The organism is Kibdelosporangium aridum, from assembly GCF_900176515.1.
GTDB lineage: Bacteria > Actinomycetota > Actinomycetes > Mycobacteriales > Pseudonocardiaceae > Kibdelosporangium > Kibdelosporangium aridum.
In genome coordinates, this window is the sequence record NZ_FWXV01000006.1 from 585,908 (window position 1) to 606,715 (window position 20,808).

At 66.2% G+C, this 20,808-nt stretch carries 19 protein-coding genes; 11 read left to right on the top strand and 8 right to left on the bottom strand.

Translation table 11 applies throughout. The annotated features are described in order from the left end of the window. Positions 1 to 17: 17 nt before the first annotated feature. The 4 genes from B9C43_RS33145 to B9C43_RS33160 are packed head-to-tail and all read left to right on the top strand — an operon-like array spanning position 18 to position 4,019. The gene (locus B9C43_RS33145; RefSeq protein WP_084430723.1) at positions 18 to 884 is read left to right on the top strand and encodes an FAD binding domain-containing protein; all 867 of its coding nucleotides are present in this window, start codon (positions 18 to 20) and stop codon (positions 882 to 884) included. After that, positions 875 to 1,333 (top strand): (2Fe-2S)-binding protein, encoded by a 459-nt coding sequence (locus B9C43_RS33150; protein ID WP_033392596.1) that lies wholly within the window; start codon positions 875 to 877, stop codon positions 1,331 to 1,333. Before B9C43_RS33145 ends, B9C43_RS33150 begins: the two co-directional genes overlap by 10 nt. Next, positions 1,330 to 3,549 carry a xanthine dehydrogenase family protein molybdopterin-binding subunit gene (locus B9C43_RS33155; protein WP_084430724.1) on the top strand — a complete coding sequence of 740 codons (2,220 nt, stop codon included), beginning with the start codon at positions 1,330 to 1,332 and terminating at the stop codon, positions 3,547 to 3,549. The genes B9C43_RS33150 and B9C43_RS33155 overlap by 4 nt, the downstream gene beginning before the upstream one ends. Beyond that, on the top strand, positions 3,549 to 4,019 hold the full coding sequence (locus B9C43_RS33160) for a nucleoside deaminase (protein WP_033392598.1): 471 nt from the start codon (positions 3,549 to 3,551) through the stop codon (positions 4,017 to 4,019). The genes B9C43_RS33155 and B9C43_RS33160 overlap by 1 nt, the downstream gene beginning before the upstream one ends. Here the strand turns inward: B9C43_RS33160 and B9C43_RS33165 are convergent. Beyond that, entirely contained in the window at positions 4,016 to 5,116 is a 1,101-nt protein-coding gene (locus tag B9C43_RS33165; protein ID WP_084430725.1) for an alpha/beta hydrolase family protein, read from the bottom strand. The genes B9C43_RS33160 and B9C43_RS33165 overlap by 4 nt on opposite strands. Before the next feature lie 102 nt (positions 5,117 to 5,218). Between B9C43_RS33165 and B9C43_RS33170 the strand changes: the two genes are divergently transcribed. Further along, the gene (locus B9C43_RS33170) at positions 5,219 to 8,353 is read left to right on the top strand and encodes an NACHT domain-containing protein (RefSeq protein WP_084430726.1); all 3,135 of its coding nucleotides are present in this window, start codon (positions 5,219 to 5,221) and stop codon (positions 8,351 to 8,353) included. Here the strand turns inward: B9C43_RS33170 and pucL are convergent. Genes pucL through uraD form a run of 3 tightly spaced genes read right to left on the bottom strand, consistent with a single transcriptional unit; the run spans position 8,350 to position 10,010 of the window. Next, positions 8,350 to 9,222, bottom strand: coding sequence for a factor-independent urate hydroxylase (gene pucL / locus B9C43_RS33175; protein ID WP_084430727.1), 873 nt, complete (start codon positions 9,220 to 9,222; stop codon positions 8,350 to 8,352). The two genes, B9C43_RS33170 and pucL, sit on opposite strands and share 4 nt — an antisense overlap. Before the next feature lies 1 nt (position 9,223). After that, on the bottom strand, positions 9,224 to 9,523 hold the full coding sequence (gene uraH / locus B9C43_RS33180) for a hydroxyisourate hydrolase (RefSeq protein ID WP_033392600.1): 300 nt from the start codon (positions 9,521 to 9,523) through the stop codon (positions 9,224 to 9,226). Positions 9,524 to 9,527: 4 nt separating this feature from the next. Beyond that, positions 9,528 to 10,010: a 2-oxo-4-hydroxy-4-carboxy-5-ureidoimidazoline decarboxylase gene (gene uraD / locus B9C43_RS33185; RefSeq protein WP_033392601.1), complete on the bottom strand. Its 483-nt coding sequence runs from the start codon at positions 10,008 to 10,010 to the stop codon at positions 9,528 to 9,530. Positions 10,011 to 10,080: 70 nt separating this feature from the next. On the opposite strand from uraD, the gene allB reads away from it, so the two are divergent. Genes allB through B9C43_RS33200 form a run of 3 tightly spaced genes read left to right on the top strand, consistent with a single transcriptional unit; the run spans position 10,081 to position 13,219 of the window. Then, on the top strand, positions 10,081 to 11,400 hold the full coding sequence (gene allB, locus B9C43_RS33190) for an allantoinase AllB (protein ID WP_084430813.1): 1,320 nt from the start codon (positions 10,081 to 10,083) through the stop codon (positions 11,398 to 11,400). After that, complete coding sequence (alc, locus tag B9C43_RS33195) at positions 11,397 to 12,383, top strand: allantoicase (RefSeq protein WP_084430728.1); 987 nt, start codon at positions 11,397 to 11,399, stop codon at positions 12,381 to 12,383. The genes allB and alc overlap by 4 nt, the downstream gene beginning before the upstream one ends. A gap of 50 nt (positions 12,384 to 12,433) precedes the next feature. Then, positions 12,434 to 13,219 carry a DUF1206 domain-containing protein gene (locus B9C43_RS33200; RefSeq protein WP_033392607.1) on the top strand — a complete coding sequence of 262 codons (786 nt, stop codon included), beginning with the start codon at positions 12,434 to 12,436 and terminating at the stop codon, positions 13,217 to 13,219. Position 13,220: 1 nt separating this feature from the next. On the opposite strand, the gene B9C43_RS33205 is transcribed toward B9C43_RS33200, so the two are convergent. The 4 genes from B9C43_RS33205 to B9C43_RS33220 form a co-directional block, all read right to left on the bottom strand. Then, entirely contained in the window at positions 13,221 to 13,700 is a 480-nt protein-coding gene (locus tag B9C43_RS33205; RefSeq protein WP_033392608.1) for a CoA-binding protein, read from the bottom strand. Between the two features lie 73 nt (positions 13,701 to 13,773). Further along, complete coding sequence (locus tag B9C43_RS33210; RefSeq protein ID WP_084430729.1) at positions 13,774 to 15,060, bottom strand: O-acetylhomoserine aminocarboxypropyltransferase/cysteine synthase family protein; 1,287 nt, start codon at positions 15,058 to 15,060, stop codon at positions 13,774 to 13,776. A 28-nt stretch (positions 15,061 to 15,088) separates the two neighbouring features. Further along, on the bottom strand, positions 15,089 to 15,667 hold the full coding sequence (locus tag B9C43_RS33215; RefSeq protein ID WP_033392610.1) for a (2Fe-2S)-binding protein: 579 nt from the start codon (positions 15,665 to 15,667) through the stop codon (positions 15,089 to 15,091). After that, a complete protein-coding gene (locus B9C43_RS33220; RefSeq protein ID WP_084430730.1) occupies positions 15,664 to 16,524 on the bottom strand; it encodes a putative RNA methyltransferase in 861 nt (286 codons plus the stop codon). The genes B9C43_RS33215 and B9C43_RS33220 overlap by 4 nt, the downstream gene beginning before the upstream one ends. Positions 16,525 to 16,782: 258 nt before the next feature. On the opposite strand from B9C43_RS33220, the gene B9C43_RS33225 reads away from it, so the two are divergent. Genes B9C43_RS33225 through B9C43_RS33235 form a run of 3 tightly spaced genes read left to right on the top strand, consistent with a single transcriptional unit; the run spans position 16,783 to position 20,806 of the window. Then, a complete protein-coding gene (locus B9C43_RS33225) occupies positions 16,783 to 18,096 on the top strand; it encodes an ammonium transporter (RefSeq protein WP_407657143.1) in 1,314 nt (437 codons plus the stop codon). Then, complete coding sequence (locus B9C43_RS33230) at positions 18,093 to 18,431, top strand: P-II family nitrogen regulator (protein WP_033392613.1); 339 nt, start codon at positions 18,093 to 18,095, stop codon at positions 18,429 to 18,431. The genes B9C43_RS33225 and B9C43_RS33230 overlap by 4 nt, the downstream gene beginning before the upstream one ends. 11 nt (positions 18,432 to 18,442) lie before the next feature. Further along, the gene (locus B9C43_RS33235) at positions 18,443 to 20,806 is read left to right on the top strand and encodes a [protein-PII] uridylyltransferase (RefSeq protein WP_084430732.1); all 2,364 of its coding nucleotides are present in this window, start codon (positions 18,443 to 18,445) and stop codon (positions 20,804 to 20,806) included. Positions 20,807 to 20,808 lie beyond the last annotated feature (2 nt).

Here is a 20,808-nt window from a genome sequence, read left to right on the forward strand (position 1 = left end):
AGGCTTGGAGGTGTGGCGTGGATTTCCTGCGTCCTGAGAGCCTCGGCGAGGCCTTGCGGATGAAAGCGGCTGTGCCGGACGCGGTGCCGATCGCGGGTGGCACGGACGTGATGGTCGAGCTGAACTTCGACCACCGCCGTCCACCCGCGCTGCTGGACTTGACGCGCGTGCCTGAACTGGCCGACTGGTCACGGGACGGCGCTCTGGTCACGATCGGCGCCGCGTTGCCGTACACCCGGCTGATCAACGAGCTGGGCACCGATCTGCCTGGTCTGGCGATCGCGTCCCGGACTGTCGGATCGCCACAGATCCGCAACCGGGGCACGGTCGGCGGCAACCTTGGCGCCGCTTCACCCGCCGGGGACACGCATCCAGTGTTGCTGGCATGTGACGCTGTCGTTGAGGTCGCGTCTGTCCGTGGCACCCGGACGATCCCAGCGGACGAGTTCTACCTTGGCGTGAAACGCAATGCTTTGCAGCCGGACGAACTGATCACCGCGATCCGGCTGCCTCGCGCCTCGGGCCCGCAGCAGTTCGCCAAAGTCGGGACGCGCAACGCGATGGTGATCGCGGTGTGTTCGTTCGCGATCAGCCTGCACGCGGACGCCCGGGTCGGCGCCGCGATCGGCTCGGCCGCGCCGACCCCGCGCCGCGCCCGGCAAGCAGAGGAATTCCTGGCCGCGGAACTGGACTTCGCTCAGCCACGGCCGTTGCTGGACTCGGTCAAGCAACGCTTCGGAGAGCTCGTTTCGGCGGAGGCGTCACCGATCGACGACGTCCGGGGCAGTGCGGCGTACCGGAAGCACGCGCTGGCGGTGCTGGCGCGGCGGACGCTCGGCTGGGCGTGGGACGCGTATCGCGAAGGAGAACGGTCATGCGCGTGAACTTCACCGTGAACGGCGAAGCGCGTCAGGTCGACGACGTCTGGCCCGGTGAATCGCTGCTTTACGTGCTGCGAGAGCGAATGGGTTTGCCCGGCTCCAAGAACGCCTGCGAACAGGGCGAATGCGGCTCGTGCACGGTGTACATGGACGGTACGCCAGTGTGTTCGTGTCTCGTCGCGGCCGGTCAGGCCGAGGGTCGTTCGGTTCAGACGGTCGAAGGGCTGGCATCCGGTGATCAGCTCGACCGGGTCCAGCAGGCCTTTGTGGATGCTGGTGCCGTCCAGTGTGGATTCTGCACACCTGGTCTTGTGGTTGCCGCGCATGACCTGCTGGCCAGGACACCACATCCCACGGACCCCGAGATCCGCGAGGCACTGGCCGGGAACCTTTGTCGCTGCACGGGTTACGAGAAGATCCTGGACGCCGTCAGAATGGCGGCGCAGTCATGACCACGACTGTCGCCACGCAGGGTGGTATCGGAACGAACGCTCAGCGCCCCGACGGCGCGTTGAAGGCTCGCGGTGAGTTCGCGTACTCCTCGGACCTGTGGCATGAGGACATGTTGTGGGGCGCCACTTTGCGCAGCCCGCACCCGCACGCGCGGATCGTTTCCATCGACATTGCTGAGGCGCTGAAGGTGCCGGGTGTCTACGCGGTTTTGACGCATGAGGACGTGCCGGGAACCAATATCTACGGCCTCGAACACGCAGACCAGCCTGTGTTGGCCGTCGACGTGGTCCGCTACCAGGGCGAACCTGTGGCGGTGGTGGCTGCGGACCATCCCGAGACGGCTCGGCGCGCGATCAAACGGATCGAGGTCACGTACGAGGTGCTCCCGCCGGTCGTGGACACCGAGGACGCGGCGCATGGCCGTGCGGAACCCTTGCACCCGCATGGAAATGTCGTGCGGCACGTGAAGATCCGGCGCGGCCCGCAGGACGCCGTCGCGGACGTGGTCGTCACCGGCGAGTACGAAGTCGGCATGCAGGACCAGGCCTTCCTCGGACCGGAGTCGGGGCTCGCGGTGCCCGCCGAGGACGGCTCGATCGACCTGTACATCGCGACTCAATGGCTGCACGTGGACCAGCGACAGGTCGCCGTCGCGCTGGGGTTGCCGCTGGACAAGGTCCGGCTGACGTTGTCCGGTGTCGGCGGGGCGTTCGGCGGCCGGGAAGACCTGTCGATGCAGGTCCACGCCTGCATGCTGGCGCTGCACACCGGAAAACCGGTGAAGATGGTCTACAACCGCGAGGAGTCCTTCTACGGGCACGTGCACCGGCACCCCGCGCGGATGTACTACGAACACGGCGCCACTCGGGACGGAAAGATCGTCTACGTCAAGTCCCGGATCTACCTGGACGGCGGCGCGTACGCCTCAAGCACCGGCGCGGTCGTGGCGAACGCGGCCACGTTGGGAATGGGGCCGTACGACGTTCCCAGCGTGACCATGGACTGCTGGGGCGTCTACACCAACAACCCGCCTTGTGGCGCGATGCGCGGCTTCGGTGCCGTGCAAGCGGCTTTCGCTTACGAGTCGCAAATGGACAAGCTCGCTGCTGCCCTTGGACTGGATCCGGTCGAGCTGCGGATCCGCAACGCGATGAGCGAAGGCAGCATCATGCCGACGGGACAGCTCGTAGACTCGCCTGCGCCCGTGGCCGAGTTGCTGGCTTTGGTCCGCGACAAACCGTTGCCTGCGACGGGAACCGACTTGACCGACATGCCAGGCGGCGTATCGAACACCACCCATGGCGAGGGCGTTGTTCGCGGTATCGGCTATGGGGTCGGCATCAAGAACGTCGGTTTTTCCGACAGCTTCGACGATTACTCGACCGTCCGGGTGCGGTTGTCCGTGATCGGTGGGGAAGCCGTGGCGTCCGTGCACACGGCGGCGGTGGAGGTGGGCCAGGGCCTGGTGACGGTCCTGCAGCAGATCACCCGCTCTGAGCTGGGTGTTGATGTCGTGACCATCGAGCCGATGGACACGTCGATCGGCGACGCGGGCTCGACATCCGCCTCCCGCCAGACGTATGTCACCGGCGGTGCGCTGCGAGCGGCCTGCGATGCCGTCCGAACCGCTTTGTTCAAACGCATCGGACACGCCGACTTGCCGCTGGACAGCAGTAAGATCGTCGAAGTGCTGGGCACGGACGTGATCGACGAGACCGTGGAATGGCGGCACCGCCCGACTTATCGGATCGACGCGGAGACTGGCCAAGGCGATGCCCACGTGCAGTACGCCTTCGCCGCACACCGGGCCGTTGTCGACGTCGACGTGGAACTCGGCTTGGTGAAAGTGGTCGAGCTGGCGTGTGCCCAGGACGTCGGCAAGGCGATCAACCCGGACGCGGTGCTCGGCCAGATCCACGGCGGGACGGCGCAGGGCCTCGGGCTGGCAGTGATGGAGGAGATCCAGCTGGCGGACGGGAAGATCCGCAATCCATCGTTCACCGACTACCTGATCCCGACCGTGCTCGACATGCCGCCGATGGTCATCGACGTCCTCGAACGCCCGGATCCCCATGCGCCCTACGGACTTCGCGGAGTCGGCGAGCCACCGACGATCTCCTCAACCCCGGCCATCGTGGCCGCTGTCCGAGCCGCGACAGGCAAGGCGTTGACCCGTGTGCCCGTCCGGCCAGAACACATCACGGAGACCCTCTGATGGAAGAAGAATGGCTGGCCAAGGCGGTCCGCCTGGCCACCGAGAACGTCGCGTCCGGCGGCGGCCCGTTCGGCGCGATCGTGCTGCGCGACGGTGAGGTGATCGCGACCGGTACGAACCAGGTGACGCCGACCCTCGATCCGACCGCGCACGCCGAAGTCGTCGCGATTCGCAACGCGTGCAAGGCAATCGGGGATTTCAAGCTGTCCGGATGCGTCCTGGTCTCGTCGTGCGAACCGTGCCCACTGTGCCTTGCGGCATCGCTGTGGGCACGGCTCGACCGGGTGATTTACGGCGCGGACCGTGATGACGCAGCCAAGGCAGGCTTTGACGACCGCGCCTTCCACGATTTGTTCGGCCGGCCACGGGAGACGTGGCCGTTGCCCGTGTATTCGTTGCGTTCCGGTTCCGAGGAGAATTTCGAGCCGTTCTCCGCGTGGCTGGCCAAGCCGGATCGCGTGGACTACTAGAGGAACCGGCCGAAGAACTGGGGGATGACCCGGTACTGGATTTTCAGCCCCCGGTCCGGATCGACCGTGCCGATGAACTGTTCGAACTGGTCGGCCGGCAGGCCCAACGGCTTGACCAGCTGCGGAAGCACCACCTGCAGGTCGGAGAAGTTGTGGTGGCGTCCGCCTTCCAGTACGAAGGACTCCTTCGGCCCTTTCTGGTTGGCCCAGAACAGGCCCCAGGACGGGTCGAGGTCCGTGAACGGTGAATGGTCCTTCAGCACGCCGGTCTCCGGGTCGGGGAATTGCCCGCCCAGCAGCATGAACGGCCGGTCGAGGCCACGCTCGGCGACGTCACCGAAATCAGGGAACATCGAGCCGTCCATGTTGATGCCCGCGTCGATCCGGCGGTCGTGCAGCATGGTCTCGCCGGCGGTGAAGCCGCCGTACGAATGGCCGAACATGCCGACCTTGTCGAGGTTCACTCCCTTGCGGGCGAGCTGGTCCAGGACAAAGCGAGTGTCGCCGACGCGTGCTTGCAGTGCCTTGCCCATCTCCGCTTCGGAGATCGTCACCGGAGGTTCGACGCGGCCACCGGGGAATTCGACAGGAGTCTCGAAGGTGTGGTCGATCGTGACGACGACATTGCCGCGTGACGCCAACTCCTGAACGAGAACGGACCCGACAGACCGTGGCCCGCCAAAGCCCGGAGAGTAGAGGATGACCGGCCACTTGCCGTGCTTGACGGGCGCGTTGACGTGCCCGGAAGTCCTGGCGGCCGTCCAATCAACGGACCCCTTGGGGATCCCCGCCTGCTCGGCGAAAGTCTCGACGGCGGGGACAATGCCGTTCGGCAGCCATTGCTGCCGGGGATAGTGCCTGGTGTCCTTGGCGGGATACCAGACGCTGACCATGAGTTCCCGCTTGCGATCCGGTTTCCAGGGATCCGGTCTGGTGTGGTCGACGAGGTGCAGATCCGTGGTCCCCACCTGGTAGCGACCCGTCGGCGACGGGATCGAGAACGTCACCTTCGCTTCGGCCGAAGCGCTGACCGGCGCCGCGACCAGGACAGCGGCGCTCACCACCCCCGCGGCTAGCGTTTTCGTAAGTAGCGACATGCTCCCCACAGTGCCAGCTCTGGGCTTGTCGCGCCTCGGTCCCGAGATCGACGCCCGTCCTCCCTGCGGACGACTTCGGCCAGCATGGTGCAGGATTGCCGGATGGCGATGTTGAGCTACGCGGACGCGGTGAAGTTGCTGGGCGCCAAGGAAAACAAGATCGTTGGGGCGCTTGACAAGCTGCTGGGCGGCGCGTTGCTCGCCGGATCCGGGGTGGACCTCTGGGGACTGCTCGGCTGGTTCGACGCGAAAGCCGAGTTCATCCGCCTCTCACACGACCTGGCAACCAAGGTCTCCGGGCGCAAGCTGTCCCGTTACGACCGCACGCAACGCCTGCACGCTGCGCACACCGTGATCGTGCTGGTCGCGTTCTTCGAGGCGTTCGACGAGCTTGAGTTCCCGCTGACCACCAAGGATCTTGGGCCCACCAAGCAGAAGGGGACGGGACTGCCCAGCCCCACGGTCTACGGCGACGAAATGCTGTATGCAGCCGTCCCGGTGCCCGGCCCGGCACTTCCGCATGATCGCTACACCGACGAGCTGACCTCCTGGTACGCCGAATTCGCGAAGGATCTTCGCAAGACGGTGAACCAGTTGGCGATCTGGGACACGCTCAACGCGACGCAGCAGGACAGACTGCACGACCTCATCGGAAACGACCTGCCCGCGAAGGCCGTGCGCCGGTACGAAGAGCTGTTCCTCCAGTTGACCGCGGACTTTCCGGAAGTCGCGTACTGGCGGCAGTCGCACGAACTGCGTTCCATGGGAACGGCGTTGGCGCGGCTCGAGGAAGCCCTTGTGCCGATTGGCGACTCACCCACCGAACGGCGTGCCGAGTTGGCCCGCAAATACCAGGCCGTGCTCAACCACCCGATCATCGAGCCAAGTCAGACGGTCTCGGTGCCTACGCTCGCCGAGTGCTACGTCGACCCGTACTACCAGGTCTGTGACGCGGGCGCCAACACCGCGTTCGCCAGCAAATCCTGGTGGGACGACAAACCGGTCCGCCAGGACATCCATCGATTTCTCGCGGGCTACCTGACGTCGCCCAAAGCCACCGAGCGGCCGCTGCTGGTCTTGGGCGACCCCGGCTCAGGGAAGTCAGTGCTCACGAAGGTCCTCGCGGCACGCCTGCCGGCCAGCGACTTCCTGGTCCTGCGCGTGGAGTTGCGGACCACGCCGACCGAGGCGGACATCCGCGAGCAGATCGAGTACGGCCTGCGCGAGCTACTCCAAGAACAGGTCAGCTGGCCGACGTTGACGCGATCGGCAGGCGCGGCGCTGCCCGTGGTGCTCCTCGACGGCTTCGACGAACTGCTGCAAGCCACCGGCGTCAGCCAAACCGACTACCTGACCAAGATCGCCCGTTTCCAGCAGGACAGCGCGGAGTTAGGGCGCCCGGTGGCGTTCGTGGTGACCAGCAGGATCAGCGTTGCCGATCGCGCGGTCACCCCGAAGGACACTGCGGTGTTGCGGCTCGCGCCGTTCAAGCCCGAGCAGATCGACCGGTGGCTGCGCGTCTGGAACCGGGTCAACGCCCAGTATTTCCGGACATCAAGCCTCAAGCCGCTGACCGGCGGGACCGTCGCACGGTACCCGGACCTCGGTGAGCAACCGCTGCTGTTGTTGATGCTGGCGTTGTACGACGCGGATGACAATGCCCTGCAACACACCAGCCGCCAGATCCGCGAAGCCGAATTGTACGAACGGCTCCTGACCACCTTTGCTCTCAGGGAAGTCGCCAAGGGTGGTGGCGGAGACGTAGAGGCCGAACTGCAAAGACTGTCCATTGTGGCCTTCGCGATGTTCAACCGCGGCACGCAATGGGTTTCCGAGCAGGACCTGGACAAGGACATGGCGGCATTGCTACCGCGCAACCCAGTCAGGGCAGGCAATCGAGAGCCACTCGGCGCGGGCGAGGCTGTCCTGGGCCGGTTCTTCTTCGTACAACGGGCACAGGCGGTCCGCGATGAAAGGACACTGAGGACTTACGAGTTCCTGCACGCGACCTTCGGTGAGTATCTGGTGGCCAGGGCGACTTGGCAGATCCTGAAGAACATGCTCGCGGTGGAAAGCCATCGGCATCGGACATTCGCAGGGGCCGTTGACGACACAGAGCTTTACGCGCTGCTGTCGTTCGCGCCGTTGTGTGCACGCACCCCGGTCATCGAGTTCCTGAAGGACATGTCGGGAGAGTTGGCGATAGAGGAGCGCGCTGCTCTGGCCGAACTGCTGATCGGCTTGTTCCAGACAGTCCATCAGCCGCGAGCGAACCAGGCGCTCACCGAATACGTGCCGTTCGAGCAGTCACCGGCCGCACGATATGCCCACTACAGCCTGAACCTGGTTCTGCTCATCACTGTGGTAAAGGGTGTAGTCACCGCTCGCGAGCTGATGCTGAAGGGGGCCGACACCTATTTGTTCTGGCACGGCTTTGCCGTGCTGTGGCAGTCGCAGTTGGCCGAGGCGGAGTGGATGTCACTGTTGGACACGCTCCAGCTCACTCGGTTCTGGCAGGGCGACAAGCGCGATCTGAGCATCTCCATCGGGCCGACTCCGACCATCCCGCCGGTCGACCTGTCGTGGGTGTTCGGCCGGGAAGGTTTCAGGGTCATCGAGTCCGACTTCGCCGAGCGATTCCGGCAGGAAGCCAACTTCTTGTGCGGGCCATGGGGCGATGTGATCAGCCACACCATCGCGCCGCTGGCCGACATGGTTCCGGCCGCTATCGGCACACTCATACTGCCGGGAAATCGTGAAGGGCTGTCGAGTGCGCACGCACTGCTGACCTTGCTGCTGGATCCCGCGAGCACGGAGATCCACACTCTCAACTCGATAGCGGCGTACTTGCCGTTCAGATCGACCGAGGGCCAGGGCCGGCTGCTGACCCGCGCACTGATCGACATCCTTCGGACACGAGTGGGCATGTTCGACGTTCTTGAATTCACGGACCTTCCGCAGATCACCTCCAACGTTGGCACCTGGATCCTGATCTGTGAGCGGATCGGCAAGGGCGAGGACGACTCCGCGCTGACCGAACGGCTCTGCGGTAGCTGGGATCAAAAACGGGCCTTGCGCGAAATCCCCGAGTACGTCCTCGATGCCTGGTTACGCATGGCAGAGCGACGCTCCGACCACCTTGGACCGGTCCTCGAAGAGGTCGTCGCGGGCATCGACATGACCGCCATCGAGCGCAAACGTCCGGACCTGGTCTTTCGGCTGGAAGCCTTCCGTTAGAACATCGGCAGGCTGTACCAGGCGTCGCCTTCGTCCTCCGCGTCGTCCCGGATCACGCTGCCCTCGATCAACCCGTACGGCCGGTCCGCCGCATAGAAGACCTCGTTGTCGTTCTCCAGCCCAAAAGGAGATAAATCGACAACGAAGTGGTGCTTGTTCGGCATGGACAGCCGGATCTCGGCGACCTCCGGCCGAGTCTCCACCACGGCCGCGCCCATCGCGTAAAGCGTCTGCTGCAACGACAAACTGTGCTTCTCCGCGAAGGTCGTCAGCAAGATCGAACGGATCGCGGAGAAACTGGCTGACCAATCAAGCGCGGCGCCCTGGTAGCGCCACCGAGCCGTCACCGCCGTCGCCAGGATCCGATCCGTGGTCTCTGGCAGCGTCGTGTACTTGTCCTTCGGATATCCGTGGAACTCCGAACCGGTGGTCTTCAGCACCACAAGATCCCGGAGACCGGACACGACCCAGTGCTGATCGCCCGACACCGTCACAGCCGTCGTACGGACCTCGGAGGAGCCGCGGGCGAAGGAATGCTGGTTGATCCGATCCCACCCGTGCGAGTCGATCAGCACCCGCGCACCGGTGATCTGAGAGAACGACGAAACGAAGTGCCGCCCGAGCCGCAGAGCGAAATCCTCGATCTCCCCGACCGGCTCCTCTTTGGCGAACGCGAACACGGTGTTCTTCTGCGTATCCGTCGCCACGACGTCGCTGTTGTCACCAGTCAGGTGCGTCGCCTCCAACGACCCGCGCAGTGACGTACTCACCGTGAGGTCCTGCAGCGAATGGGTCGAGCCCGAGCGCGTCACCGTGACCATGCGGACCTCGGCCTTGCCGTACTGGTTCGGCCCCAGGCTGTACGCCAACTCAGCTCCCTCGATAGGTCGAATACGCGAACGGGCTCAGCAGGATCGGCACGTGGTAGTGCCCCTCGGCAAACCGGAACTCCACGGTGATCGTCGGGTAGAACGCCTCCGGGCCGTGGTAGGCCGCGATGTCGAACACCAGCCGGTAGACGCCCGGGGCCAGCGAGGAAGGCCCCAAGGTGCGCAACCGTCCATCCGAATCGGTGACCCCGGAAGCCACGACACCGTCAGCGGACTCCAGGCGCACGGGAACACCGGCCGCTGGGCGGCCCAGAGCCGCGTCCAGGACGTGCGTCGTCACCGCGCTAGACAACCAACTGCTCCAACCGGCGCAATGCGATCTTGGCCAGCTCGCCGTTCACGATCCGCAGTTCGTCGGCGGGCGAGTTGCCCAGGCGCTCCTCCAGGATCGCCAGCAGCTCCTCACCACTTCGGCCCGAAGCGAAAACCAGGTAGATATGCCCGAATCGTTCCTCGTACCGCTCGTTCGCCGAAGCGAGGCGCGATCCCAAGGACTGGTCAACCCCGGATTGCTCCGCCTGTGACCAAGCGTCGCCGTCGCGTCGCTCACCTATTCGAGGATGCGCGGCCATCGCCTGGTGGAGCTCGTCATTGCTCAGCTCGCTTGCCCGGGAGAAGGCCACGGACAGTAATGTCGCACGGTCGGCGAACGGTCGCATGGCGAGCACCTCGTCGGCCCAACGAGGCACCGCGAGACAATCTCTCAGCATCGGACGAAGCTCTTCGGCCGGGGCCGAGTTGAATAGGCGCAGGTTGACGGCAGGCACGGGCCCACATTAGCCCGCGATCCTGTTTCACGAAGCGGAAAAGCGCGAAGCGGAAAGAGGGTGGCAGGTGCTGGACCTGGTGTTCCGGGCCCGCAGGATGATCACCTCGGCTGGCGAGACCGAGGGGACCGTTGGCGTGCGGGAGGGGCGCATCGTCGCCGTCGAACCGTTGAACAGCGCTCTTGACGCCGACCGGGTGATCGAGCTCGGCGCGAACCAGGTGCTGCTTCCCGGCCTCGTGGACACCCACGTGCACGTCAACGACCCCGGCAGGACCGAGTGGGAGGGCTTCAAGACCGCCACCCGCGCCGCCGCGGCCGGTGGCATCACGACCATGCTCGACATGCCGCTCAACAGCCTCCCGCCGACCATCGACGTGGACGCCCTCGAGGTCAAGCGCAAGACGGCGGAAGGCCGGTTACACATCGACGTGGGCTTCTGGGGCGGCGCCGTGCCCGGCAACATCGAGCAGCTGCGGCCCATGCACGAAGCCGGGGTGTTCGGCTTCAAGAGCTTCCTGCTGCACTCCGGTGTGGACGAGTTCGGCCACCTGACCTTCGCCCAGTTCGAGGCCGCGTTGAGCGCGATGAACCGCTTCAACGGGCTGATGATCGTGCACGCCGAGGACGGGCATTCGATCACGAAGCCGACCGGCCGCAGGTACGCCGACTTCCTGGCGTCCCGCCCGGACGAGGCCGAGAACACCGCGATCGCCAAGGTGATCGAGCTGACCCGCAAGACCGGCGCGCGGGCGCACATCCTGCACCTGGCGTCGGCGAGCGCCTTGCCGATGATCGCCGAGGCCAGGGACGAAGGGCTCGACCTGACCGTCGAGACGTGCCCGCACTACCTCACGTTCGTGGCCGAGGAGATCCCGGACGGCGCGACGCAGTTCAAATGCTGCCCGCCGATCCGCGACGCGGCCAACCGGGAGGCGCTGTGGCAGGGCCTGGCCGACGGCGTGATCGACTTCATCGTCAGCGACCACTCACCGTGCACGGTCGAGCTCAAGCGGTTCGACACCGGCGACTTCGGTGACGCGTGGGGCGGGATCGCGGGCCTGCAGGTCGGCCTGCCCGCGGTGTGGACGCAGGCCCGCCGCCGCGGCTTCACGATGTTCGACGTGGCCGAGTGGATGGCCCACCGGCCAGCCGACTTGGCGGGCATGCAGCACAAGGGCCAGATCGCGCCGGGCTACGACGCCGACTTCTGCGTGTTCGCGCCGGATGAGGCGTTTGTCGTGCAGGCCGAGCAGCTTTACCACCGCAACCCGGTGACGGCGTATCACGGCATGCCGCTCGCGGGTCGAGTTGTGTCGACGTGGCTGCGCGGTATCAAGGTCACCGGCGAGGAAATGCACGGCGACCTGTTGGGCCGGGAGGATGCGTGAGCTTTCAGGACAGCCCTGACCTGGCCAACCGCAGGTTCGGCGGCGCGGTGGTGTGGGCGAACGACGAGCTGTTCGCCGAACGCGAGAACCTGATCAAAGCGAGCGAGCCGGTCTTCCAGCCGTACACGTTCGGCCACAAAGGACAGGTCTACGACGGCTGGGAGACCCGCCGTCGCCGCGAATCCGGCGTTGACCAGGCGGTTGTCCGGCTCGGTATGCCCGGCGTGATCAAGGGCGTGGTGATCGACACGGCGTTCTTCACCGGCAACTACCCGCCGTTCGCGTCGGTCGAAGCGTGCAGCGCCGACGGGTACCCGAGCCCCGAGGAGCTGACCGGGTGGACCACCGTCCTGCCGAAGTCCCCGCTGGACGGTGACACCAAGAACCTGTTCGAGGTCACGGATTCCCGCCGCTACACACATGTCCGGTTGACGATTTACCCCGACGGCGGCGTCGCCCGGCTGCGCGTGCACGGATCACCCGTCGCCGACCCGAGGTTCCTGAACTTCGACCACCTCGACCTGGCGGCGCTGGAGAACGGCGCGGAAATCGCCGACTGCAGCAACAAGTTCTACTCGTCACCGAACAACCTGATCGCGCCGGGACCGGCAGCGGTGATGGGCGAGGGCTGGGAAACCGCGCGGCGCAGGGACGACGGCAACGACTGGGTGTCGTTGCGCCTCGCGGCCAAGGGAATCATCCGGCTGGTCGAACTGGACACCAGTCATTTCAAGGGAAACGCGCCCGGCTGGGCGACGGTCAGCTGCGCGGACGCCTCCGGCGAGTGGAAGCAACTGCTCAGCCGGGAACGCCTGCAGCCCGACACGCGTCACCTTTTCCGCGTGACCGAGGAGTACGAAGCCACGCAGGCCCGCTTGGACGTGTTCCCCGACGGCGGTATGGCCCGGTTGCGGCTGTGGGGTTCGCTGACCGACGAAGGCCGTGGCCTGCTGGTCTCCCGCTGGGAAGACCGGTTGCCGTAGTTTGCGCGTCGCCGCGGCTGTCAATCCCTTGGCGAAGGGAGTTGGTCCTCGTGGTTGACGTTCGTGCCCGCAAGGCAACGCAGATGCTTGGCCGGTTCGGGATGGTCTGTTACGGCGTTGTGCACCTGCTCGTGGCGTGGCTCGCCCTCCAAGTCGTGTTCGGCCAGTCGGAGCAAGCCGACCAGAAGGGCGCGGTCAGTTCACTCGCCGAATCGCCTGTCGGCCCAGTGCTGTTATGGGGTTTGGCCGTTGGCTTGCTGGCGTACGCGCTCTGGCAGATTCTGATGATCTTCAACGGGTACACCTGGGTCGAAGAGGGCAAGCAACGGTTCCTCCGCAAGTTCGGTGCGGGATCCCGTGCGTTCGTCGCCGCCGCGATCGGCATCTACACCATTGAGCTGGCCACTGGATCGGGCGGCGGCGGTTCGAGCAACCAGTCCACCCAGGAGTGGACGGCCAAGCTGATGGCCCAGCCTTTCGGCAGGGTCCTGGTCGGGATTCTCGCGCTGATCATCCTCGGTGTGGCAGTGGCGGCCATCCGCCGTGGCGTGAAGAAGAAGTTCATGGAGGATCTTGACCGCGCGCAGCTGCCGAAACCGGCTGAGCCGCTCGGCGTTGTCGGTCACTGCGCCAAAGGCGTGGCATACGGAATCATCGGGCTCCTGGTCGGCATCGCCGCGATCAACGCGGACCCCGGTCAGGCGCAAGGCCTGGACGGCGCGCTGAAGACCCTGCAGGCTCAGACGTTCGGCTCGATCCTGCTGTTCGTCGTCGCGCTGGGATTCGCCGCGTACGGCGTGTTCTGTTTCGCTGCGGCAAAGGCCCACAAGGGCTGAGTCAGCGGAACTTGTTGCGGCGCGAGGAAATGACGCCGGTGTCGAATCCCGCGAGGTGCAGGCCGCCCGCGAACCGGGCGTGCTCGATCTTCACGCAGCGGTTCATCACGACGTTCAGCCCGGCCTCTTCGGCCCGCTGGGCGACGGGCTCGTGCCACAGGCCGAGCTGCAGCCAGAGCGTTCGAGCACCGGCGTCGATGACCTCCTCGGCCACGCCAGGAAGGTCGTCGTGCTTGCGGAACACCGAGACCAGATCCGGCGGTTTCGGCAGGTCGGCGAGTGACGGGTAGACCGGTTCGCCCAGCAGGGAGTCGAGGCGGGGATTGACGAAGTAGATCTCGTACTTTGTGGAGGACAACAGGTAGGTGGCAACGAAATAGCTAGGCCGTGCGGTATTGGCTGACGCGCCGACCAGCGCGACTCGCTTGGTGTCCAAGAGGATCGCGCGTCGGCGCGCAGCCGAAGGCCCTTCCCAGCTCATGCCTTCTCCTCGCCGTGGCCACCCGTGTGGCATGAGCCGGGCGCTGTGTTGAATGATTCGCTCGCAAGCTCGCTCATGCCTTCACCGCCTGTGCGAGTGCCTGGTCGATGTCCCACAGGATGTCGTCGATGTCCTCAAGCCCGACCGACAGCCGGATCAGGTCCGCGCCAACGCCGGCCGAGGCGAGCTGCTCTTCCGACAGCTGCTGGTGCGTCGTGGAGGCGGGGTGGATCACGAGGCTGCGGGCGTCGCCGACGTTGGCCAAGTGGCTCAACAACTCCACGGACTCGACGAACTTCTGGCCCGCTTCCCGGCCGCCCTTGACCCCGAACGAGAACACCGCGCCCGGCCCTTGCGGCAGGTAGCGCTGCGACCTGGCGTGATGCGGGTGCGACGGCAGGCCCGCGTAGCCGACCCAGGCGACACGGTCGTCCTGCGACAGCCATTCCGCCACTTTCCTGGCGTTCGAGACGTGCTCATCCATCCGCTGCGGCAACGTCTCGACACCTTGCAGCAGCAGGAAAGCCGAATGTGGTGAGAGCACGGCACCGATGTCACGCAGTTGCTCGGCCCGCAAGCGGGTGCAGAAGGCGTATTCGCCGAAGTTCTCCCAGTACTTCAACCCGCCATAAGAAGGCACGACCTCGGTCATCCGCGGGAAGTTGCCGTTGCCCCAGTCGAACCGCCCGGACTCCACGACCACGCCACCGAGGGTCGTGCCATGTCCGCCAAGGAATTTCGTGGCCGAGTGCAGCACGATGTCGGCGCCATGTTCCAACGGACGGCAGAGATACGGGGTCGCCAGTGTCGCATCGACGACCAGCGGGATCCCGTGTTCCCTTGCCAGTGCGCCGAGGCCTTCGAGGTCGGCGATGGTGCCGGACGGGTTGCCGATCACCTCGGTGTAGATCAGTTTGGTCCGGTCGGTGATCACGGCCGCGTAGTCCTCGACCTCACCGTCGACAAAGGTCGTGGAGATACCCAAGCGCCGCAAGGTCCCGTCGAGCTGGGTAACTGTGCCGCCGTAGAGGCCGCTGGCGGAGACGATGTGGTCGCCTGCCTCGGCCAACGCGGTGAACGTGAGGAATTCGGCGGCCTGCCCGCTGGCGGTGGCCACGGCCCCGATCCCGCCTTCGAGGCTGGCGATCCGCTCCTCGAACGCGGCCACGGTCGGGTTACCGATCCGGCTGTAGATGTTGCCGTACTTCTGCAATGCGAAAAGGTTCGCCGCGTCGGTCGTGTCCTCGAAGACGAAGCTCGTCGACTGGTAGATCGGTACGGCACGGGCCCCGGTGGCCGGGTCAGGAGACCCACCGGCGTGCAATGCCCGCGTCCGGAAACCCCATGTCCGTTCACTCACAAGGCACACCGTAGCTGTCGCGGGACGGTCATCCCACCAAGCGGGAGAGCCGCTCCAGTCGCTCAGCCGGCTTCTGCCTGGGACAACTCGTGCACTTGTCCTCGTCCACGGCGGTGTAGATCAGGCAGCACGACACCCGCCTGACGAATTCCTGCCCCTTGACCTCGACGTACCGCGGCGCCGGCAACTCCGGCCCGATCATTGCCGCGAAATCAGCGGCCTGCGACGTCTTGCCCGCCCACAGCAGGCGGGTCGCCAAAGAGTCCGCGGCAATCGCCCACAGCTGCCGTTCCCGCGCCCCACTGACCGCCGCGATCGACGAGATGGCCGTCGTCAGCATCTCGTGCGTCCGGGCGGGCAGATCCCCGTCGAACACCGGCGAACGCGCCTCACGCACCCGGCCTTCCGGATCCAGCGCCAACGTCAGCGCACTCAAGGCCGGATCCCGCGACTCCACGACCGCACCGAACAACACAGAACTGGCCGAGTACCACCACAGCACCCCGAGCGCGACGCGGTCGCCCAACGGATAACGCTTCGCCGACAAGGAAAGCTGTGCACGTAACCACTCGGAGTCCGTGATGGCCGTGCCCGGGACTTCGATCACGGTTCTCTACGGTAGACGGAAACAACGAACGCCGCCGTCACCGTCAACGTCCGTCTGATAGCGGCCAACGCCGACGGCGGCACGTGATACGCGTTGGGTCCCATGTGGACAACCCGGTGCACGTCCTCCGGCTCGAGCGTCAGTTCGATCTCGCAGTCGTGCCGCCCGGTCAGCGAGAACTGGGACTGCAGCGAAGAGTCGAGCCTGGTCAGCTTGTCCGCGTCCACCTCGAGCATGTCGATGTACGTGCGTAGCTCCGACAGGTGTGTCGAGTCCGGCGTGACGACAACGAGGGTGCCGTCCGGCCGCAGCACCCGGTGGCACTCGATCAGGTTCCGGGGCGCGAAGATGTTCATGATCACGTCCGCCGCGCCGGTCTGCACCGGCCACGGCTTCCACAGATCCCACGCCACCGCGCCGATCCCCGGGTACGCGCGGGCTGCCCGGCGCAAGGCGGCTGTTGACGTGTCCATACCCAGTCCGGTCGCCGCGTGGGCCCGGGCCAATGTCGCCGCAAGGTAGTAACCCGTACCGGTACCCGCGTCCACAACCAGGGCGTCTCGCCGCAGGTCACGCGCGGCCTCGTGGGCGACCAGCCGGGCGAGCGGGGCGTAATGTCCCGCTGAGAGGAACTCGTCGCGGGCGGTCACCATCTCTTTGGTGTCGCCGACCCCTGAGCCCATCAGGTTCACGTACCCCTGCCGGGCCTGGTCGAAACTGTGCCCGGACGTGCAGCGCAGCGCCCGCCCATGCTGGCTGAAGGGCGACTGGCAGTGCGGGCAGCGCAAAGCGCCCAGCGCGACCGGTGGGAAACCCACCGGCTGGGCAGCCTTCTCGTCGCTCCTACCTCGGCTCATCGTCCTATGACGCTATCCAGCCGTGAGCGGCCAGACAAAGCGGGATGTCCGATTGGTAACGATTCGACCGCGACAGAGATGGGGACCAGGCAGGAAACGCGCTCGTAACAATGCATGTCGCACAGTTCACAGCGGCGAAACGCGCGGTGCCATCTCAGGAAACACCGCTTATCGATCCTGCCGGAGCAAAACACAGCACGGGAGGACGATGTGAACGCAGGAGACACAGCCTGGATCCTGGCTAGTGCCGCCCTGGTCATGTTGATGACACCAGGGCTCGCGTTCTTCTACGGCGGCATGGTCCGCTCGAAGAGCGTGCTCAACATGCTCATGATGAACTTCATCGCGCTTGGCGTAGTCGGAGTTCTGTGGGTGCTCTACGGCTACTCGTTCGCGTTCGGCAACGACGCGTTCGGCGGCCTGGTGGGCAACCTCGACAACGTCGGGCTCGAAGGGACGATCGGTGCCGTCTCCGGTACCGCCCCCACCCCTGAGGATCCGGCTGGTCACCAGTACCCGGTGCTCGCGTTCGTGATGTTCCAGCTGATGTTCGCGATCATCACGGTCGCCCTGATCTCCGGTGCGATCGCCGACCGGACCAAGTTCTGGGCGTGGACGATCTTCGCCGGGCTGTGGGCGACCATCGTCTACTTCCCGGTGGCGCACTGGGTCTTCGCGTTCTCCTCGTCCGACGGTTCGGTGGTCGGCGGCTGGATCGCCAACCAGCTCAAGGCGTTGGACTTCGCCGGTGGTACGGCCGTGCACATCAACGCCGGTGCCGCCGCTCTCGCGCTGGTGATCGTGCTGGGCAAGCGGACCGGCTGGCCGCGGGAGACCGGCCGTCCGCACAACGTGCCGTTCGTGTTGCTGGGCGCCAGCCTGCTGTGGTTCGGCTGGTACGGCTTCAACGCCGGTTCGGCCCTGGGCGCCAACCAGACCGCCGCCGTCGCGTTCACCACGACGACTGTGGCCACCGCCGCCGCGGTCATCGGCTGGCTGCTCGTCGAGCAGATCAAGTACGGCAAGCCGACCACCCTCGGCGCCGCGTCCGGTGCGGTCGCCGGTCTGGTCGCGATCACACCGGCAGCCGGTTTCGTCAGCCCGCTTGGCGCGTTGGCCATCGGTGTCATCGCCGGTGTGCTGTGTGCGCTCGCGGTGAGCCTCAAGTTCAAGTTCGGCTTCGACGACTCGCTCGACGTCGTCGGCGTGCACCTGGTCGGTGGTCTGGTCGGCACCCTGCTGGTCGGCCTGTTCTCGACCACTTCGGTGAACTCCGCGGGCGCCGACGGTCTGTTCTACGGCGGTGGCTTCGCCCAACTGGGTAAGCAGGCGGTCGCTGCCGGCGCGGTTCTGGCGTACTCCTTCGTGGTCACCCTTATCCTCGGGTTCCTGATCAAGGTCACCATCGGGTTCCGGGCGTCCAAGGAGGACGAGGTCTCCGGTGTCGATGAGGCGCTGCACGCCGAGAGCGCCTACGACTTCGGTGGTTTGGGCGGTGGCGGCGGGTCGAGCAACTCCGTCAAGCCCACTGGCGCACACTCCGCGGCTTCCCTTGAGGAGAGCAAGGCATGAAACTCGTAACCGCGATCATCAAGCCGTTCACCCTTGACGACGTCAAAGCAGCGCTCGAGCAGTTGGGTGTGCTCGGCATGACGGTCAGCGAGGTCCGTGGCTACGGCAGGCAGAAGGGCCACACCGAGGTCTACCGCGGTGCCGAGTACGCGGTGGACTTCGTGCAGAAGGTGCGCATCGAGGTCCTCACCGACGACGCGGCCGTGGACAAGGTGGTCGACGCCGTCGTGGAGGCGGCGCGGACAGGCAAGATCGGTGACGGCAAGGTCTGGGTCACGCCGGTGGACACCATTGTCCGGGTGCGCACCGGGGAACGTGGGACTGACGCCCTCTAGGAATCAGCACTGTGAATTCCGCGGGGGAAGTCCCGTCGGCTGCTGATCTCGTGCAGGCCCGCGACCGGTTGCTCAAACCGGTCGCGGGCCAGCGCAGGCTCACGCCCGACGCGCTTCGCGAAGCACTGACCGATCTGCACGAGTTCTGGCTGACCGCGCACGCGGCCCAAGCCGGAATCGGCGCGGACCAGGGGGTCGCGCTGGTCGCGGTCGGCGGTCTCGGCAGGAGGGAACTCGTGCCGTACGCCGACCTCGATCTGCTGTTGGTTCATGAAGGCCGCAGCGGTGCTGTCACTGAACTGGCCGAGCAACTGTGGTATCCACTGTGGAATTCGGGGATCGGCCTCGACCACTCGGTCCGCACCGTCGGCGAGGCGCTTGACGTCGCCGCCAGCGACTTGCGGACAGCGGTCGGCCTGCTGGACGTCCGGTTGATCGCGGGGGATGAGCAAGTCGCCGAGCGGCTGGCTGTCTCCGCCCGTGACCGGTGGCGGACCGGTGCCCGCAAACGAGTTCCGGCGCTGGCCGAGGACGCGCGGGCACGCTGGCAACGCAGCGGGGAAGTGGCCCACTGGGTCGAACCGGATCTCAAGCACGGCCGTGGCGGCCTGCGGGATGTGGGCCTGTTGCGGGCCTTGGCCGCGGCCCAGCTGATCGACCGGCCGAGCGACGAACTCACCCAGGCGCACCGGCTGTTGCTGGACGTCCGGACCGAGTTCCGGCGGATCGTCCGGCGCGCCAACGACGTCCTGCGTGCTCAGGACGCCGACGACGTCGCCGCCGCGTTGGACAAGGGCGATCGTTTCGACTTGGCCCGTGCGCTATCCGGGGCGGGCCGGACCGTGGCGTACGCCCTCGATGTCGCCTTGCGCGGGGTCGCCTCCGAAGGACCTCGCCGAGTGCTCAGCAGGCTCAGACGCGGGCCGGAACGTCGACCGCTCGACGAAGGCGTTGTCTTGCATGGCAACGAGGTCACATTGGCTCGCGACGCCGAGCCGACCCGTGATCCCGCGCTGCTGCTCCGGGTCGCGGCAGCGGCGGCGCGTACTGGAAACCCGATTTCGCCGGCGACTTTGCAGCGGCTTGCCGAGACAGCACCCGAACCTCGTTCTCCGTGGCCAGTGCAGGCACGTGACGAGCTGATCGCGTTGCTGGGGGCGGGAGACGGCCTTATCGACGTGATCGAGGCGTTGGACCGCACGGGGTTGTGGGCTCGGCTGTTCCCGGAGTGGGGCGCGGTCCGCGACCTGCCGCCACGGGACGCGGCACATAAGTGGACCGTCGACCGTCATCTCGTGCAGACCACAGCGCACGCCAGCAGGCTCGTCACCCGGGTCGCCCGGCCGGACCTGCTGCTCCTCGGTGCGCTGCTGCACGACATCGGCAAGGGCAGGCGTGCCGACCACTCCGAAGTCGGTGCGGCACTGGCCAATCAGGTCGGTGAACGCCTCGGGCTGTCCAAACAGGACGTGGATACGCTGTCCGCGATGGTCCGCCATCACTTGCTGTTGCCGGACACCGCGACGCGGCGGGACGTCGCCGACGAGGCCACGATCGTCCGGGTCTCCGAAACCCTCGGCGGCGACTCGGTGTTGCTGGATCTGTTGCACGCCTTGGCCGAAGCCGACTCATTGGCGACCGGTCCGGGCGTGTGGACGGAGTGGAAGGCCGCATTGATCGGCGATCTGGTCGCCAACAGCCGCCGCGCGATGGCGGGCGAGCCGATCCCCAGGCCCGACCCGCTCGACTCGCCACACCGGGCCCGTGCGGAAGCCGTTGCCGCGTCAGGAAAACACGACGTCGACGTGGAAGCGTCCGGCCGGGTCGCGACCATCACGGTCTTCGCTCCCGACCGGCCGGGTCTGTTGTCAAGGGCTGCGGGCGTGCTCGCGTTGAACTCCCTGGAAGTGCACGCGGCGAGCGTCGACTCGTACGCCGGGATCGCGGTCGACGTGTTCACCGCGTCGCCACGGTTCGGCTCATTGCCCAACGAGTCATTGCTGCGTGAGCAAATGGGTCTGGCGCTGTCCGGCAAGTTGAAGCTCGCGGACCGGCTGGCGGACAAGGAACGTGACTACGGCGGTCAGCCGCAGGACGCGCCCGAGCCACGAGTGCTCTGGTTCGACGACGAGGCAGGCAATGACTACCCGGGCGCGGTCGTGCTCGAACTGCGTGCCGCGGACCGCATCGGACTGCTTTACCGCATCGCGGAAGCGCTGGAGCGATGTGGTGCCGACGTGTTGTGGGCCCGCGCCGCTACTCTGGGTGCCACGGCCGTCGACTCGTTCTGCATCCGGGCGGCCGACGGCGGCGAGTTCTCCGCCGCCAGCAGGCAGGAGCTGGCCGAAGCCGTTCGCCTGGCGGCTATTACCTGAAC

What these genes read in the sequence shown, in the direction of transcription:
- B9C43_RS33165 (WP_084430725.1), bottom strand. Translation starts at nt 5,116, where the DNA reads ATGTCGCTACTTACGAAAACGCTAGCCGCGGGGGTGGTGAGCGCCGCT.
- B9C43_RS33170 (WP_084430726.1), top strand. Translation starts at nt 5,219, where the DNA reads ATGGCGATGTTGAGCTACGCGGACGCGGTGAAGTTGCTGGGCGCCAAG.
- B9C43_RS33230 (WP_033392613.1), top strand. Translation starts at nt 18,093, where the DNA reads ATGAAACTCGTAACCGCGATCATCAAGCCGTTCACCCTTGACGACGTC.
- B9C43_RS33155 (WP_084430724.1), top strand. Translation starts at nt 1,330, where the DNA reads ATGACCACGACTGTCGCCACGCAGGGTGGTATCGGAACGAACGCTCAG.
- B9C43_RS33220 (WP_084430730.1), bottom strand. Translation starts at nt 16,524, where the DNA reads ATGAGCCGAGGTAGGAGCGACGAGAAGGCTGCCCAGCCGGTGGGTTTC.
- B9C43_RS33205 (WP_033392608.1), bottom strand. Translation starts at nt 13,700, where the DNA reads ATGAGCTGGGAAGGGCCTTCGGCTGCGCGCCGACGCGCGATCCTCTTG.
- B9C43_RS33160 (WP_033392598.1), top strand. Translation starts at nt 3,549, where the DNA reads ATGGAAGAAGAATGGCTGGCCAAGGCGGTCCGCCTGGCCACCGAGAAC.
- B9C43_RS33150 (WP_033392596.1), top strand. Translation starts at nt 875, where the DNA reads ATGCGCGTGAACTTCACCGTGAACGGCGAAGCGCGTCAGGTCGACGAC.
- B9C43_RS33225 (WP_407657143.1), top strand. Translation starts at nt 16,783, where the DNA reads ATGTTGATGACACCAGGGCTCGCGTTCTTCTACGGCGGCATGGTCCGC.